Raw genomic sequence first — 14964 nt, forward strand, 5'->3', positions numbered from 1 at the left:
GGCCTGGCCCGATCTGGCCCAGCCCGACCCGACTCGGCTGGCCCGGCCCGTCAGACCCACCCACCAGCGGGTCGCCTACCGGCCGAACACCAGCAGCCGCTACCCCGTCCCGGCTCGCCAGCCACACCCGAGCGCCTCACGGGGTCCGCTCACCGCAGGACCCCGCCCGGACGCCCTCCCCGCCTCGGGCACCAGGCGGCGGTGCGGGACTCTCCGGTTCAGTTGCAGGCTGATGACCACTCCCTCCCGGTAGGTGGCCCGGTCGGTGCCGATGACGTGGGCCGGCACGTCCCCGGGCGCCCGGCCCGCGCACAGCGTCGGCGCGGAGTCGAACTCCGCGTCCGTCACCCCCTCGACGGTGGCCAGGACGGCGGCGCGCTCACGGCGTGCGGCCTCGGCCGGAAACTCCACGCGTCGAGGGGCAGCGGTTACCCGTCGGTGGCGTCAACCGGGCTGGCCGACGCAGAACTGGTTGCCGTCCGGGTCGGCCAGCACCGTCCAGGTGAGCCCCGGAACGGTGTGCTCGGCGACCTCCGAGGCACCCAGCTCGACCAGCCGGAGCACCTCGGCCGGGCGGTCTTCGACGTGCATGTCGAAGTGGACCCGGTTCTTGCCGGGCGCGACGGTGTCGACCCGTTGCAGGCCGAGCTGGACCGCGCCCTCCGAGGCGGGCGCGAGGACGAGGAACTCGCCCCAGTCGTGCTGGACCGTGGTGCGGAGCGCCTTGGTCCAGAACTCCGCGAGCTTGTGCGGGTCGCTGGTGTCGATCGTGACCATGCCGATGGTGAGCGTCATGCCCGAGACGGTAGGCGCGGGGTCCGACATTTTTCGTCGCGCGGCCCACGACCAGTGCGAACCGCGGGGCCCGACGGGGGCCCAACGCGTTACCCGTTGGAACTGGGGCAACGGTCTTCACTACTCTGTTCGGACACCGTTCTCCACGAGGAGTACCCATCGTGATCACCAGGATGTCGTCGCTGTTCCTCCGCACCCTGCGCGAGGATCCGGCTGACGCCGAAGTACCCAGCCACAAGCTGCTGGTCCGCGCCGGCTACGTCCGCCGCGTCGCACCGGGCGGGTACACCTGGCTGCCGCTGGGTCTGCGCGTGCTGCGCAACATCGAGAACGTCGTGCGCGAGGAGATGGACGCCTTCGGCGCGCAGGAGATCCAGTTCCCCGCGCTGCTGCCGAAGGAGCCCTACGAGGCGACGAACCGGTGGACCGAGTACGGGCCGAACCTGTTCCGCCTCAAGGACCGCAAGGGCGCCGACTACCTGCTCGGGCCCACGCACGAGGAGCTGTTCGCCCTCACCGTGAAGGGCGAGTACAACTCGTACAAGGACTACCCGGTCACGCTCTACCAGATCCAGACGAAGTACCGGGACGAGGCGCGCCCCCGCGCGGGCATCCTGCGCGGTCGCGAGTTCCTGATGAAGGACTCGTACTCGTTCGACCTCACCGACGAGGGCCTGTCGGCGTCGTACCAGGCGCACCGCGACGCGTACATCAGGATCTTCGAACGCCTCGGCATGGAGTACGTCATCGTGTCGGCGACGTCCGGCGCGATGGGCGGCTCGGCGTCCGAGGAGTTCCTCGCGGTCGCGGAGACCGGCGAGGACACGTTCGTGCGCAGCACGGAGTCCGGCTACGCCGCGAACGTCGAGGCCGTCACGACCCCCGCGCCGCCCGAGCAGTCCATTGAGGACAAGCCCGGCGCGCAGGTGCACCACACGCCGAACACGCCGACCATCCAGACCCTGGTCGACCACCTGAACGCCGCCGACCTCGGTCGCACGTTCACGGCCGCGGACACGTTGAAGAACGTGCTCGTGAAGACCCGCAAGCCGGGCGAGAAGGACTGGTCTCTGCTCGCGATCGGCCTGCCCGGCGACCGCGAGGTCGACCTCAAGCGCCTCGAAGCCGCGCTGGAGCCCGCCGAGGTGGCGCTGCTCGAAGACGTCGACTTCACCCGCAACGGGTTCCTGGTCAAGGGCTACATCGGGCCGGGCGCGCTGCTCGCGAACGGCGTCCGCTTCCTGGTCGACCCGCGCGTCGTGCGCGGCACGGCCTGGGTGACGGGTGCGGACAAGGCCGACCACCACGTGGTCGACCTCGTCGCGGGCCGCGACTTCACCGCCGACGGCGTCATCGACGTCGCCGAGGTCCGCGCGGGCGACCCCTCGCCCGACGGCCACGGCGTGCTGGAGGCCGCGCGCGGCATCGAGATCGGCCACATCTTCCAGCTCGGCCGCAAGTACGCGGACGCGTTCGGGCTCGACGCGCTCGACGCGAACAACAAGCCGATCCGGATCACCATGGGGTCCTACGGCATCGGCGTCTCGCGGCTGGTCGCGGCCATCGTGGAGCAGAGCTACGACGACAAGGGCATCATCTGGCCCCGCAACGTCGCCCCCGCCGACGTGCACCTCGTCGTCGCGGGCAAGGACGAGGCGCTGCTCGCCGGTGGCGAGGAGCTGGCGCGGCAACTGCACGCCGCAGGCCTCGACGTGCTGCTGGACGACCGTCCCAAGGTGAGCCCCGGCGTGAAGTTCAAGGACGCCGAGCTGATCGGCGTGCCGACGATCCTGGTCGTCGGGCGAGGCCTGGCGGACGGGGTCGTCGAGGTCAAGGACCGCCGGTCGGGCGACCGCACCGACGTCGCCGTCGACGCCGTCGTGCAGCACCTCGTGGAGCTGGCGCGCGGCTGATCGTCCGGCTCGCCCCGCCCGTTCGCGGGCGGGGCGGGTTCGATCAACCGGCGAGCACCTGCTCGCGCAGGACGTCGGCGTGCCCGCAGTGGTGGGCCAGCTCGCGCAGCACCTGGAGGTACACCCAGCGGAGCGTGCGCGGCCCGGACCGGTGGCCGGTCACGACGGTGTCCAGCGGCAGGTCCGCGACCGTGGTCCTGGCCGTGGCGCACGCCTCCCGGTGGGCCGCCGTGACCGAGGCGATCGTGTCGTCGGCGGAGAGCCGGAAGGACTCGTCCGGGTCCCGCACCAGGCCGAGTTCCCGGCGGGACGTGCCGCCGACGCACTCCTCGAACCACACCCGCTGCATCCACGTGACGTGCTTGAGCAGCCCGAGCAGCGTCGTCGCCGACGGGACGAGCCCTCGGCGGGCCTGCTCCTCGGTGAGGCCGTCGAGGGTCGCCTCGACGGCCCGGCGGTACTCCTCGACGAACGCGTCGAGCTGTGTGCGCTCGTCGTCCAGCGGCACGTCGAACGGACCCATCGGGAACCTCCTGTCAGGTCGTGCGCCGCGCCACGGCCAACCGGGTCAGGTAGCGCTTGGTGATGCTGCCGCCGTAGCCGTCGACCAGGCCACCGATGCACGCCAGCAGCCCCGCCCGGAGGTCGGGGCGCAGGGCGCGGTGGTTCGAGTAGGTCAGCAGCAGGTCGAGGTAGTCGGCCCTGGTGTAGGTCCGCTCCCACGTGTGGTCGTGGAACGACACCGGCCCGAAGCGGGGGGCCTCGTCGAACTCCGCCGTGTCCCTGGGGATGTCGGCCGCCTCCCGCAACCGCAGGTTCGGCGGGGTGTCCGGGTCGAAGCGCTCGTAGCAGCGCTGGGCGTCCGCGAAGAACGCCTCGGTGCCGCCCCGCACGTGGTGGGTCGAGATGATCGCCAGCCTGCCGCCCAGGCGGAGGGCGTCGGCGGCCTTCGCGGTGCGGACGGCCGGGTCGAGCCAGTGGAACGCCGTCGCCGACAGGACGAGGTCGAAGGGCCGGGCGGGCAGGGGCCAGTCCTCGAAGGCCGCGACGACCACCTCCGCGGCGGGGAAGTCGGACAGGTTGCGGGCGGCCACGGCGGCCAGGGCGGGGCTCAGCTCCACCGCGGTGACCTCGCAGCCCAGCAGGGCTAGGGGGAGGGTGGCCTGGGCGGTGCCGGGGCCGATCTCCAGCACGCGCCCGCCGGGGGCGAGGTCGGTGAACAGGGCGGGCGGGTAGGTGGGGCGGACGCGGTCGTAGCGCTCCGGGTCCTCGCCGAACGTGGTGCGCAGGAACTCGCGGTTCGGCTGCGTCACGACGGCAGGACGGCCGCCAGCACGGCCTCGGTGTCGGACAGGTCGGCGAGCACGGCCCGCGCGCCCGCCTCCTCCAGTTCGGCGGCGGTGAAGCGGCCGGTGGCCACGCCGATCGCGACCGCCCCGTGGTGCAGCGCGGCGGTGATGTCGTGCGGGGTGTCGCCGAGGACGACGACCGAGTCGACGGGGAAGTCGTGGCCGTGCTTCTCGGTCGCCAGCCGGATGGCCTCCACGACCAGCGCGGGCCGCTGGTCGGAGACCGAGCCGTAGCCGCCGATGTCGAAGTCGACGTGCGAGTCGAGGCCGTACGCCGCGAGCTTGTGCCTGGCGATCTCCACCAGGTTGCCGGTGACGACGCTCTGCACCACGTCGGCCCTGCGCGCCAACGCCTCCAGCACCTCCGCCGCACCCGCGAGCGCCCGGCCGCGGGTCGCGAGGAGCGGGTGTTCGCGCTCCGCCACGGCGATGAGCTCCCTGTGCAGCACGGCGATCAGCTCGTCCGTGGGGTCGAGGTCGTGCAGCGTCAGGAGTTCGCGCGAGATCGCCATCTCGGTGCGGCCGGGGAAGCTCGGCACGTGGCGCAGTTCGAGGCCGGTCGCGGCGTGCAGCGCGACCTGGTACCAGCTGTGGCCGAGGCCCTTGGCGTCGATGAGGGTCTGGTCGATGTCCCACAGCACCAGCGTCTTCACGCTCAGCCCTCCAACGGCTTGACGGAGTCGACCATGGCCTGGAGGTCGGCGTCGGTGAGCGGCGCGGGCGCGCTCGACGGACCGCCCTCCAGGTCGCCGTTCGCCATGAACAGGTGCAGGTTCTTGTTGCCCTGCAACACGAGCACCTTGATCGCGCCCTTCGACGCCAGGCACTCGTTGCCGGTCGTGGTGATCACCGAGTCGACCAGGACGCCCGTCACCTTCGTGTTCGGGACGGTCACCGGGCGCGGCTCGCTCACCGCGACCGTGGCGGCGCCGGACTGGTAGTACTGGGCGCTCAGCTTCGCGGCGACGTCCTTCGCCGTCGCGCCCGCGTCGGTCTGGGGCAGCACGACGCCACCGGTGTTGCCCCGGTTGTAGGTCTTGCCGCCGCACTCGTAGTCGCCGTAGGTCGAGACGCCGGTCAGCTTCACGTCCGGCAGGCCCTCGATCGAGCCGGTGGCCTTCGTGGACTTCCACGCCTTCGGGATGTCGTAGCTGTAGGCCAGCGCGGGCACGGCCACGCAGGTCCACCCGTCGGCGTGCGGCTCGCACTTCGCGGCGGCCTTGGAGGACGACGTGGGCGCGCTCGACGACGTCGACGGGGCGCTCCCGGTGGACGACGTGGTCACGGCCCGGTCGTCCGACCCGCGGGTCACGAAGTACGTCGTCAGTCCGCCCGCGGCCAGCACGAGGACGACGACGGCGGCGATGATCGGCCAGCGGGGGCGCTTCGGCTGCTCGGGCGGACCGCCGGAGAACACCCCGAGACCGCCGTACTGCGACTGCTGCGCGGGGAAACCGCCGGTGGGCGGGTACTGGGGCTGCCCCCAGCCGCCCTGCTGGCCTCCCCAACCGCCCTGCCCGTCCCCTGGATGCGTCACGGACCGAACCTACCTTGCGGCACCGACGGCCACGGAATTCTCCGAACGGCGGCCCTACCCGGCCAGGAAGCTGAACCTGACCTTGCGGACGGGGTTGTCCACGTTGGTGTCGACCAGGCAGATGGACTGCCACGTGCCGAGCACCAGCACCCCGCCGAGCACGGGGATCGTCGCGTACGGCGGCACGAGCGCGGGCAGCACGTGGTCGCGGCCGTGGCCGGGGGTGCCGTGCCGGTGCCGCCAGCGGCCGTCGGCGGGCAGCAGCTCCCGCAGCGCCGCCAGCAGGTCGTCGTCGCTGCCCGCCCCGGTCTCCAGCACCGCGAGGCCCGCGGTCGCGTGCGGCACCCACACGTGCAGCAGGCCGTCGCCGTCCACGTCGGCCAGGAACCGCTCGGCCGCCGAGGTCAGGTCGTGCACGACCTCGTCAGACCCGGTCCTGATCTCGATCTCTTCGCTGCGCACCCCGACCACGGTAGGCAATTCGGGTGCGCGCGGCACATCGGTGGGGCACGATCGCCCACGTGATCCACACCGCCGTCGTCACCGGCGCGAACCAGGGAATCGGAGCCGCCACCGCGAAGGCGCTGGCAGGCCGGGGGGTGAACGTCCTGGTCGCGTTCCTGCGCCTCGACCCGGAACCCGACCCGAGCATCCCCGAGGCCTACTTCACCAGCCGCGGCTCCGGGGCCGACGAGGTCGTCGAGGCGATCACCGCGCTGGGCGGCCGCGCGCACGCCGTGGAGGCCGACCTGGCCAGGCCCGAGACCGCCGCCGAGCTGTTCGACGAGGCCGAGCGGGTCTTCGGGCCCGTCGACGTGCTGGTGAACAACGCCTCGGGCTGGGTGCAGGACACGTTCCTCACCGACGACACCGACCAGTTCGGCCGCGTCCAGCACCCCGTCACCGCGAGCACGTTCGACGCGCAGTTCGCCGTCGACGCCCGCGCCGCGGCCCTGCTGATCGCCGAGTTCGCCCGGCGGCACGTCGCCCGCGGCGGCAACTGGGGCCGGATCGTCAGCCTCACGTCCGGGAGCCCGCGGGGCTTCCCCGGCGAGGTGTCCTACGGCGCGGCCAAGGCGGCGCTGGAGAACTACGCCATGTCCGCCGCCGCCGAGCTGCGGGACCACGGCATCACGTCCAACGTCGTGCACCCGCCCGTCACCGACACCGGCTGGGTCAACGACGAGGTGCGGGCCCGCTTCAGCGTCGCCGAGGCGGGCGAGGTGGCGGACGTGATCGCGTTCCTCTGCTCGGACGAGGCCGGGCGGGTCACGCGGAACGTGCTGCGGATGTCGTGAGCGGCGTGGGTACCGTCGGGGTCGTGCGCAGCGCTTTCGGCGGGGAGTTCGACGTCCCTCTCGGGTACCTCAACACCGCGAGCATCGGCGTCCCGCCCAGGGCGGTGGCCGACGCGGTGGGCGACGCGGTGCGGCGGTGGGCGGGCGGCCTCGACCAGCCGCCGCTGTTCGACGCCGCCGTGGCCGCCGGGCGCGAGGCGTTCGGGCGGCTGGTGGGGATGCCGACCGAGCAGGTGGCCATCGGCGCCTCGGTGTCGCAGCTCGTGGCGATCGTGGCGGCGAGCCTGCCGAAGGGCTCGCGGGTGCTCACCGTGCGCGGCGAGTTCACCAGCCTGACGTTCCCCTTCGCCGCCGCCGGGCACGCCGTCACCGAGGTCGGGCCGGACGAGCTGGTGGACGCCGCGAGCGGGTACGACCTGGTGGCGGTCAGCGTCGTGCAGTCCGCCGACGGGCGCGTCGCCGACCTCGACGGGCTCCGCGCCGCGGGCGTCCCGGTGCTGCTGGACGCGACGCAGGCCCTCGGCTGGCTCCCGCTGGACGTCGGGTGGGCGCACTGGGTGGTCGCCGCGGGCTACAAGTGGCTGCTGTCGCCGCGCGGGTCGGCGTGGCTGGCCGGACGGCCGGAGGCGCTCGCGTCGGCCGTCCCGATCACGGCGAACTGGTACGCGGGGGAGGACCGGTGGGCGACGACCTACGACCTCCCGCTCCGCCTGGCGTCCTCCGCGCGAGCGCTCGACACATCACCCGTCTGGCTGGCGCACGTCGGTGCGGCCGTCGCCCTGCCGTGGCTGGCGTCACTGGACCTGGCGGCCGTGCGCGACCACGACATCGGGATCGCGAATGAACTCCTCGCCGGTCTCGGCCTGCCCCCCTCGAACTCGGCGATCGTCACCGTTGATCGCCCAGGCGCGGAGGAACGCCTGGTGGAAGCGGGTGTGAAGGCCAGCGTCCGGGCCGGGAAGGTCCGGCTCGCGTGCCACCTCTACACCACCCGCGACGACGTCGACCTCGTGCTCAAAGCGCTCAGGTGACCGCCGTCGGTTACCGTTTCGTCCTGTGTCGGCCCCCAAGGAGTCACCCGAAGAGGTGACGCAGCAGCTACCCCGGATTCACCCTCCGGGGGCGTCGGAGACCGCGCCGCTGTGGCGTTCGGAGATCGGCAAGCTGGACTCGTTGATGGCGACCAACGTCATCGGCCACCAGCCCCCACCCCCGCCACCGCGTCCCCCCGCGCAGCGCAACCTGCCGTTCAAGGCGCTCGGCCTCGTCGCCGTCGCGCTGGTGGCCGCGCTGGTGTGGCTGCTGATCGACTCCATGACCGGCGACAACAGGACGACACCCGCCGCGACCACGTCCACCGCGCCCGAGGGCGAGTTCCGGTTCACCAAGTCCGAGCAGGTCCCGGTGCCGCTCAAGGTCACCGGGTGCGCCGAGCACGCCTACGGCCCGACCAAGGACTTCCTGACCGCGAACCCGTGCGAGAAGCTGGTCCGCCAGCTCTACACGACCACGCTGGACGACGGCCGCACCGCCTACACCTCGGTGTCCGTCGTGACCCTGCGCAACGCGCAGGACGCGGCCAAGTTCAAGGAGCTGACCAGCGCCGACGGCACCGGCAACGTGAACGACCTCGTCCGCGAGGGCGTCGCGAAGGTCCCCGAGCTGAAGACCCTCGCGTCCGGCGGCTTCGCCTCGAAGCTCCAGGACCGCGAGGTCGTCATCGTCGAGTCCGACACCGTCAAGCACGGGCCGGACGAGGCCGAGCACAACAAGCTCATGAAGCGGATCAGCGCGGACGCCTTCCGCCTGGCCGCCGACCTGGCGGGCTAGCCGACCGCGGTGCCGGGCAGGACCAGCGCCGCGGGCAGCAGACCGCCCGTCTTGCGCCAGCGGGTGGCCCGCACGGCGCTCGCGGTGAGCGCGTCCAGCGCGGTGCGCCGCAGGTCGGGGTCCTCGGTCCGCTCCAGCACCCCGCGCCACGCGACGCACGCGTCGACCTCCACCGCGACCAGCGCCGCGATCGACGACGGCGCGTCGGTCACCGGCGCGGGCGGCAGGTAGGCGGGCGCGGGCGGCACCGGCTGGGCCGACACGTCCCGCAGCAGCCGCTCGGTCGCGTCGCGGCGGGCCCGGTGGGCGTTCGCGCCCTCCGCGACCTGCTGCGCCTCCTCGACGAACGCGCTGACCAGACCGTGGGTCCACACGGCGGCGTGCTCCGCCGCCAGCGCGTCCTGCACGGCCTGCACGGCGTCCCCGGTCGGCTTGCCGCTCGCCGGGGCGATGGCGGACGACGGCTGGGTCATGACAGGACCTCCACCAGGCTGGCGCAGCCCGCGACGACGGAACCGAGCAGACCCGCCCGGTACGGGGGCGCGGTCGCCACCAGCTCCGCGCCCGCCTGCTGAGCGGCCCGCAGCGCCTCGACGACCTGCTCCGGCGTGCCGCTCGACGGCGGGGGAGCGGCGGACGTGCTGGAGGGAGCTGGGGACGACGACGGCCCGCTCGGCCGCGCGCGGTCCACCTCGGCCTGGAGCAGCCTCGCGTGCTCGGTGCGGGCCTCGGCCACCTCGGTCGCCCCCGCGGCGGTCGCCAGCGCCGCGTCCGCGCGTGCTTGAACCACCAGGTCGGCCAGCGGGTCGGGTGGCGGTGGGGCGGGCGGCGGTGTGGTGCACGCGACTGCCAACGGCGCGGACGCTGCGGCGAGCAGCACCCGGCGTCGGCTGAGCAGCGGACCACGGGATTCGGCGATCACGTGTACCGATCCTGCCAGAGCCGCCCGTGATCGACGGTGGCCGTGGAAGGTCTCCGAACGAGATAGTCTGGGCGACCACGACCGGCGAGTGCAGCGTCGGCCGGGGTTCCCATGCCCGTGTACTGCACCTGAGACTTGTGGGAGTAACCAAATGTCCAGCCCGCCGCGCGGAGACCTCGCCGCGCAGCTAGAACCCGTCGTGCAGGAGGCGGTCGGGGCCATCGGCTTCGACCTCGAACTGCTCGACGTGCATCAGGCTGGGCGTCGCAGGCTGGTCAAGGTGGTCGTTGACGCCGAGCACGGCATCGGACTGGACGAGGTGGCCCAGGCCAGCCGCGCCGTCGCCGCCGCCCTCGACGAAGTCGACCACCTGATGGCAGGTCCGTACACGCTCGAAGTCACGTCGCCAGGCGCCGACCGCCCGCTGACGAAGCCGCGCCACTGGCGGCGCGCGAAGCTCCGGCTCGTCAAGGTCAAGCAGCCCGATTCGGTCGAGTGGTTCGGCCGCGTCGGGCAGTCCGACGACACCGGTGTCGTGCTGCTGGTCAAGGGCGAGCTGCGCCGGGTCGAGTACAGCACGATCGAGCGCGCCGTCGTGGAGATCGAGTTCAAGCCCGCCCCCGTCGCGGAGCTGTCCCTCCTCGAACCGGGGCAGCACGACGACAACAACGAATCGAAGGAGGAGTCGAGGTGAACGTCGACATCGCTGCTCTCCGCGCGATCGAACGGGACAAGGACATCCCCTTCGAGGTCGTGCTGGAAGCCATCGAGACCGCGCTCCTGACGGCCTACAAGCACACCGAGGGCCACCACGCCCACTCGCGCGTGGAGATCGACAAGAAGACCGGCGCCGTCCGCGTGCTGGCCCAGGACCTCGCTCCCGACGGCACCGTCGCCGAGGAGTGGGACGACACCCCCGAGGGCTTCGGCCGGATCGCCGCGACCACGGCCCGGCAGGTCATCCTCCAGCGCCTGCGCGACGCCGAGCACGAGCGCACCTTCGGCGAGTTCTCCGCGAAGGAGGGCGAGATCATCGGCGGCGTCGTCCAGCGCGACGCGCGGGCCAACGCCCGCGGGATGGTCGTCGTCCAGGTGGGCGACACCGAGGGCGTGCTGCCCCCGGCCGAGCAGGTGTCCGGCGAGACCTACGAGCACGGCTCGCGGCTCAAGTGCTACGTCGTCGGCGTCTCGCGCGGCGCGCGCGGCCCGCAGATCACCCTGTCCCGGACGCACCCGAACCTCGTGCGCAGGCTCTTCGCGCTGGAGGTCCCGGAGATCGCGGACGGCACCGTGGAGATCCCCGCGGTGGCACGTGAGGCGGGTCACCGTTCGAAGATCGCGGTGAAGTCGACCGTGTCCGGTGTCAACGCCAAGGGCGCCTGCATCGGGCCCATGGGGGCGCGCGTCCGCAACGTCATGAGCGAGCTGGCCGGTGAGAAGATCGACATCATCGACCACTCCGACGACCCGGCCACGTTCGTCGGGAATGCCTTGTCACCGGCCAAGGTTGTGTCTGTCACGGTGCTCGACGAACGCGCCAAGACGGCGCGCGTCGTGGTGCCGGACTTCCAGTTGTCGCTCGCCATCGGCAAGGAGGGTCAGAACGCCCGGCTCGCCGCGCGGCTGACCGGATGGCGCATCGACATCCGCAGTGATGCGGAAGCGGCGGGTGCCGCACCGGCCGGGGCGACCGCATCCGGTTCGGTTGAATGAGCAGCAGGGGATAGACTACTCAGTGGTTGACCGTCGGGGATCGGTAGCAACGCACATCGGCCCAGCTCGTACGTGCATTGGATGCCGCGCTCGGACGTCGCCCTCCGAGCTGCTGCGCGTGGTGGTGGCGGACGGGACTCTTGTTCCGGACACCCGCCGCCGGTTGCCGGGTCGGGGCGCTTGGTTGCACCTTGATCTCGATTGCCTCACGAACGCCGAACGGCGACGAGCGTTCCCCAGGGCCCTGCGGGTCCAGGGGCCGCTCGCCGTCGATCACGTGCGTGATCACGTCGAGCAGCATGTGAAGACGGTCGCGGGATCGCCCCGCGACCAGCAGGAGTAGGGAAGCAGGTCGACCCGTCATGAGTCAGCCGTGAAGCTGAAGACATGAACGCGCGACGTTAAGACGAGGTCGACGGGACTGCCGCCGGCCTCATCACCAGAGGAGTGCAGTGGCAGGGAAGGCCCGTGTGCACGAGCTCGCGAAAGAGCTCGGCGTCACCAGCAAGGAAGTACTCACGAAGCTCGCCGACCAGGGCGAGTACGTGAAGTCCGCGTCCTCCACGGTCGAGGCCCCGGTGGCCCGCCGTCTGAGGGACGCCTACTCGAAGACCGATGCGAAGCCGAAGCCGGCAGGCCGTCCCGGCCCGCCGAAGCCGTCTGCCCCCGCACCGGCCCCGTCCGTCCAGTCGTCGGCACCTGAGACCAGGTCCGAACCCAAGCCCGCCGTGACCGGTCGCCCCGGTCCGGTCCCCGGCCGTCCCGGCCCGATGCCCGGCCCGAAGCCGCCCGCCCCGAAGCCCGCGCCGCAGCAGCAGCCCGCTGCCGCTGCCCCCGCGCCCGCTCCGGTGGCCCCCGCGCCCAAGGTCGCGCAGCCCCAGGCCCCGGTCGCCCCCGCGGCGGCCGCCGCCCCGTCGGCGCCCGCGCCGACCTCGCAGCCGCAGCGCCCCGCCGGTCCCCGTCCGGGGCCGCGCGTCGCGCCGCAGCCGCAGCAGCCCGCACAGCCCGCGGCCCAGCAGAGCCCGTCCGTGGTTCCGCCGAAGCCGCAGTCGCCGAAGCCCGCCGGACCCCGTCCGCCGCGGCCCGGCAACAACCCCTTCGGTGTCGGCGGTGGCGCTCCCGCGCCGCGTCCGTCCGGCCCGCGTCCCGGTGGCCAGCCCGGTGGCGGCCAGCCCGGTGGCGGCGGCGGCAACCAGGGTGAGCGCGACGGCGGCGACCGCCGTCCGTCGTCCAAGCCCGGTGACAGCCGTCCGGCCGGTCCCCGTCCCGGCGGTTCCGCCGGTTCCGGCGGCCCGCGTCCGAACCCCGGCTCGATGCCTCCTCGCCCGAACCCCGGCATGATGCCCGGTCGCCCGGCGCCCGCTCCCCGTCCCGGTGGCGGCGGCGGTCGTCCCGGCCCCGGTGGCGGCGGTGGCCGTCCCGGTGGTGGCGGTGGCGGTGGCGGTCGTCCCGGTGGCGGCGGCGGTGCCGGTGGCGGCTTCCGTCCCGGTGGCGGCGGTGGCGGTGGCGGTGGCTTCCGTCCCGGCGGCGCTGGTGGCGGCGGCGGTGGCGCTGGTGGCGGCTTCCGCCCCGGTGGTGGCGGCGGTGCCCCGGCCGGTGGTGGCGGCGGTTTCCGCGGTCGTCCCGGTGGTGGTGGCGCCGGTCGTGGTGGCACCGCTGGTGCCTTCGGCCGTCCCGGTGGCCCTGCGCGTCGTGGACGCAAGTCCAAGCGCCAGAAGCGCCAGGAGTACATGGACAACATGCAGGCCCCCTCGGTCGGCGGCGTTCGCCTGCCGAAGGGTTCCGGCGAGGTCGTCCGCCTCCCGCGCGGCGCTTCGCTGACCGACTTCGCCGACAAGATCAACGCCAACCCGGCCTCGCTGGTGCAGGTGCTGTTCCACCTCGGTGAGATGGTCACGGCCACGCAGTCCGTGTCGGACGAGATCCTGGAGCTGCTCGGCTCCGAGATGAACTACCAGGTCCAGGTCGTCTCCCCCGAGGAAGAGGACCGCGACCTGCTCGGCACGTTCGACATCACCTACGGCGACGACGCCGGTGGCGAGGAGGACCTGGTCATCCGACCGCCGGTCGTCACCGTCATGGGTCACGTCGACCACGGCAAGACGCGCCTCCTCGACACCATCCGCAAGACGAAGGTGCACGAGGGCGAAGCCGGTGGCATCACGCAGCACATCGGCGCGTACCAGGTGCGGACCGAGCTCGAGGGCAACGAACGCCTGATCACCTTCATCGACACCCCCGGTCACGAGGCGTTCACCGCCATGCGTGCCCGTGGCGCGACGTCCACGGACATCGCGGTGATCGTGGTCGCGGCCGACGACGGCGTCATGCCGCAGACGGTCGAGGCGATCAACCACGCCCAGGCGGCGAACGCGCCGATCGTGGTCGCGGTGAACAAGATCGACAAGGAGGGCGCGAACCCGGACAAGATCCGGCAGCAGCTCACCGAGTACAACCTGGTGGCCGAGGAATACGGTGGCGACACCATGTTCGTCGACATCTCGGCGAAGCAGGGCATCAACATCGACGGCCTCCTGGAGGCCATCCTGTTGACCGCCGACGCCTCGCTCGACCTGCGGGCCAACCCGAACATGGAAGCGCAGGGCGTCGCCATCGAGGCGCACCTCGACCGCGGCCGTGGCCCGGTGGCGACCGTCCTGGTCCAGCGCGGCACGCTCCGCGTCGGCGACTCGATCGTCGCCGGTGGCGCCTACGGCCGTGTCCGTCGGATGGTCGACGAGCACAACGTGGACGTCATCGAGGCGACCCCGTCCCGTCCGGTGCAGGTCATCGGCCTCACCTCGGTGCCCGGCGCCGGTGACACGTTCCTCGTCGTGGACGAGGACCGGGTCGCCCGCCAGATCGCCGAGCGCCGCCAGGCACGTCAGCGCAACGCCATGAACGCCTCCAAGCGCAAGCGGGTCAGCCTGGAGGACCTGGACGCGGCTCTGAAGGAGACGAACCAGCTCAACCTGATCATCAAGGGCGACAACTCGGGTACCGTCGAGGCACTCGAGGACGCGCTCATGAAGATCGAGGTGGGCGACGACGTCGAGCTGCGGGTCATCCACCGCGGTGTCGGTGGCGTGACCGAGGGCGACATCAACCTCGCCATCGCCGACAACGTCATCGTGTTGGGCTTCAACGTCCGTGCGGAGGGCAAGGCCACCGAGCTGGCCAACCGCGAGGGCATCGACGTCCGCTACTACACGGTGATCTACCAGGCGATCGACGAGATCGAAGCGGCCCTCAAGGGCATGCTCAAGCCGGAGTACGAAGAGGTCCAGCTTGGCCGCGCGGAGATCCGCGACGTGTTCAAGTCCTCCAAGGTCGGCACGATCGCCGGTTGTATGGTGCTGTCGGGCGAGATCCGCCGCAACGCGCGGGCCCGCCTGCTGCGCGACAACAACGTCATCCAGGAGAACCTGCCGATCAGCTCGCTGCGGCGGTTCAAGGACGACGCGACCGAGGTCCGCGAGGGCTTCGAGTGTGGTCTGACGCTGGGCAACTACAGCGACTTGAAGGTCGGCGACGTCGTCGAGACCTTCGAGATGCGCGAGAAGCCCCGCGCCTGATAGTCGAGGGTGCAGGTGCGGGGCCGTCCTTC

Annotated in this window: 17 protein-coding genes; 8 read left to right on the forward strand and 9 right to left on the reverse strand. The window is 72.3% G+C overall.

Translation table 11 applies throughout. The features are described from left to right. Positions 1-99: 99 nt before the first annotated feature. Both AC156L_RS20735 and AC156L_RS20740 read right to left on the reverse strand, forming a co-directional pair. The gene (locus tag AC156L_RS20735; RefSeq protein WP_330875954.1) at positions 100-411 is read right to left on the reverse strand and encodes a hypothetical protein; all 312 of its coding nucleotides are present in this window, start codon (positions 409-411) and stop codon (positions 100-102) included. Positions 412-444: 33 nt separating this feature from the next. After that, positions 445-795 carry a VOC family protein gene (locus AC156L_RS20740; RefSeq protein ID WP_330875953.1) on the reverse strand — a complete coding sequence of 117 codons (351 nt, stop codon included), beginning with the start codon at positions 793-795 and terminating at the stop codon, positions 445-447. A gap of 161 nt (positions 796-956) precedes the next feature. On the opposite strand from AC156L_RS20740, the gene AC156L_RS20745 reads away from it, so the two are divergent. Next, entirely contained in the window at positions 957-2708 is a 1752-nt protein-coding gene (locus tag AC156L_RS20745; protein ID WP_330875952.1) for a proline--tRNA ligase, read from the forward strand. Positions 2709-2751: 43 nt separating this feature from the next. Here the strand turns inward: AC156L_RS20745 and AC156L_RS20750 are convergent, their stop codons facing one another. Genes AC156L_RS20750 through AC156L_RS20770 form a run of 5 tightly spaced genes read right to left on the reverse strand, consistent with a single transcriptional unit; the run spans position 2752 to position 6056 of the window. Beyond that, positions 2752-3231: a DinB family protein gene (locus AC156L_RS20750; RefSeq protein WP_330875951.1), complete on the reverse strand. Its 480-nt coding sequence runs from the start codon at positions 3229-3231 to the stop codon at positions 2752-2754. A gap of 13 nt (positions 3232-3244) precedes the next feature. Beyond that, positions 3245-4021 carry a class I SAM-dependent methyltransferase gene (locus AC156L_RS20755; RefSeq protein WP_330875950.1) on the reverse strand — a complete coding sequence of 259 codons (777 nt, stop codon included), beginning with the start codon at positions 4019-4021 and terminating at the stop codon, positions 3245-3247. Further along, complete coding sequence (locus AC156L_RS20760) at positions 4018-4710, reverse strand: HAD family hydrolase (RefSeq protein WP_330875949.1); 693 nt, start codon at positions 4708-4710, stop codon at positions 4018-4020. Before AC156L_RS20760 ends, AC156L_RS20755 begins: the two co-directional genes overlap by 4 nt. A 2-nt stretch (positions 4711-4712) precedes the next feature. Continuing rightward, positions 4713-5594 (reverse strand): DUF8017 domain-containing protein, encoded by an 882-nt coding sequence (locus AC156L_RS20765; RefSeq protein WP_330875948.1) that lies wholly within the window; start codon positions 5592-5594, stop codon positions 4713-4715. Between the two features lie 54 nt (positions 5595-5648). Further along, positions 5649-6056 (reverse strand): YjbQ family protein, encoded by a 408-nt coding sequence (locus AC156L_RS20770; protein WP_330875947.1) that lies wholly within the window; start codon positions 6054-6056, stop codon positions 5649-5651. 59 nt (positions 6057-6115) lie between these two features. Here AC156L_RS20770 and AC156L_RS20775 point away from each other — a divergent pair, with 59 nt between their 5' ends. The 3 genes from AC156L_RS20775 to AC156L_RS20785 are packed head-to-tail and all read left to right on the forward strand — an operon-like array spanning position 6116 to position 8722. Beyond that, the gene (locus AC156L_RS20775; RefSeq protein ID WP_330875946.1) at positions 6116-6892 is read left to right on the forward strand and encodes an SDR family NAD(P)-dependent oxidoreductase; all 777 of its coding nucleotides are present in this window, start codon (positions 6116-6118) and stop codon (positions 6890-6892) included. Positions 6893-6915: 23 nt separating this feature from the next. Continuing rightward, positions 6916-7923 (forward strand): aminotransferase class V-fold PLP-dependent enzyme, encoded by a 1008-nt coding sequence (locus AC156L_RS20780; protein WP_330875945.1) that lies wholly within the window; start codon positions 6916-6918, stop codon positions 7921-7923. A gap of 55 nt (positions 7924-7978) precedes the next feature. Beyond that, a complete protein-coding gene (locus AC156L_RS20785; protein ID WP_330875944.1) occupies positions 7979-8722 on the forward strand; it encodes a hypothetical protein in 744 nt (247 codons plus the stop codon). Here AC156L_RS20785 and AC156L_RS20790 read toward each other — a convergent pair. Next, positions 8719-9195 (reverse strand): ferritin-like domain-containing protein, encoded by a 477-nt coding sequence (locus AC156L_RS20790; protein ID WP_330875943.1) that lies wholly within the window; start codon positions 9193-9195, stop codon positions 8719-8721. The genes AC156L_RS20785 and AC156L_RS20790 overlap by 4 nt on opposite strands. Next, positions 9192-9644: a hypothetical protein gene (locus AC156L_RS20795; protein WP_330875942.1), complete on the reverse strand. Its 453-nt coding sequence runs from the start codon at positions 9642-9644 to the stop codon at positions 9192-9194. Before AC156L_RS20795 ends, AC156L_RS20790 begins: the two co-directional genes overlap by 4 nt. Positions 9645-9795: 151 nt before the next feature. Between AC156L_RS20795 and rimP the strand changes: the two genes are divergently transcribed. The 4 genes from rimP to infB all read left to right on the forward strand — a co-directional run bounded on the left by rimP (position 9796) and on the right by infB (position 14932). Beyond that, the gene (rimP, locus tag AC156L_RS20800; RefSeq protein ID WP_330875941.1) at positions 9796-10338 is read left to right on the forward strand and encodes a ribosome maturation factor RimP; all 543 of its coding nucleotides are present in this window, start codon (positions 9796-9798) and stop codon (positions 10336-10338) included. Beyond that, positions 10335-11357, forward strand: coding sequence for a transcription termination factor NusA (gene nusA, locus AC156L_RS20805; protein ID WP_330875940.1), 1023 nt, complete (start codon positions 10335-10337; stop codon positions 11355-11357). Before rimP ends, nusA begins: the two co-directional genes overlap by 4 nt. Next, entirely contained in the window at positions 11299-11700 is a 402-nt protein-coding gene (locus AC156L_RS20810; RefSeq protein ID WP_330875939.1) for a YlxR family protein, read from the forward strand. The genes nusA and AC156L_RS20810 overlap by 59 nt, the downstream gene beginning before the upstream one ends. 109 nt (positions 11701-11809) lie before the next feature. Then, a complete protein-coding gene (gene infB, locus AC156L_RS20815) occupies positions 11810-14932 on the forward strand; it encodes a translation initiation factor IF-2 (protein ID WP_330875938.1) in 3123 nt (1040 codons plus the stop codon). Positions 14933-14964 lie beyond the last annotated feature (32 nt).

Source organism: Umezawaea sp. (assembly GCF_057122925.1).

Bases quoted from the DNA above. Each gene is read 5' to 3' on its own strand.
- rimP (WP_330875941.1), top strand. From the start codon at position 9,796: ATGTCCAGCCCGCCGCGCGGAGACCTCGCCGCGCAGCTAGAACCCGTC.
- AC156L_RS20790 (WP_330875943.1), bottom strand. From the start codon at position 9,195: ATGACCCAGCCGTCGTCCGCCATCGCCCCGGCGAGCGGCAAGCCGACC.
- AC156L_RS20750 (WP_330875951.1), bottom strand. From the start codon at position 3,231: ATGGGTCCGTTCGACGTGCCGCTGGACGACGAGCGCACACAGCTCGAC.
- AC156L_RS20810 (WP_330875939.1), top strand. From the start codon at position 11,299: ATGCGGAAGCGGCGGGTGCCGCACCGGCCGGGGCGACCGCATCCGGTT.
- AC156L_RS20740 (WP_330875953.1), bottom strand. From the start codon at position 795: ATGACGCTCACCATCGGCATGGTCACGATCGACACCAGCGACCCGCAC.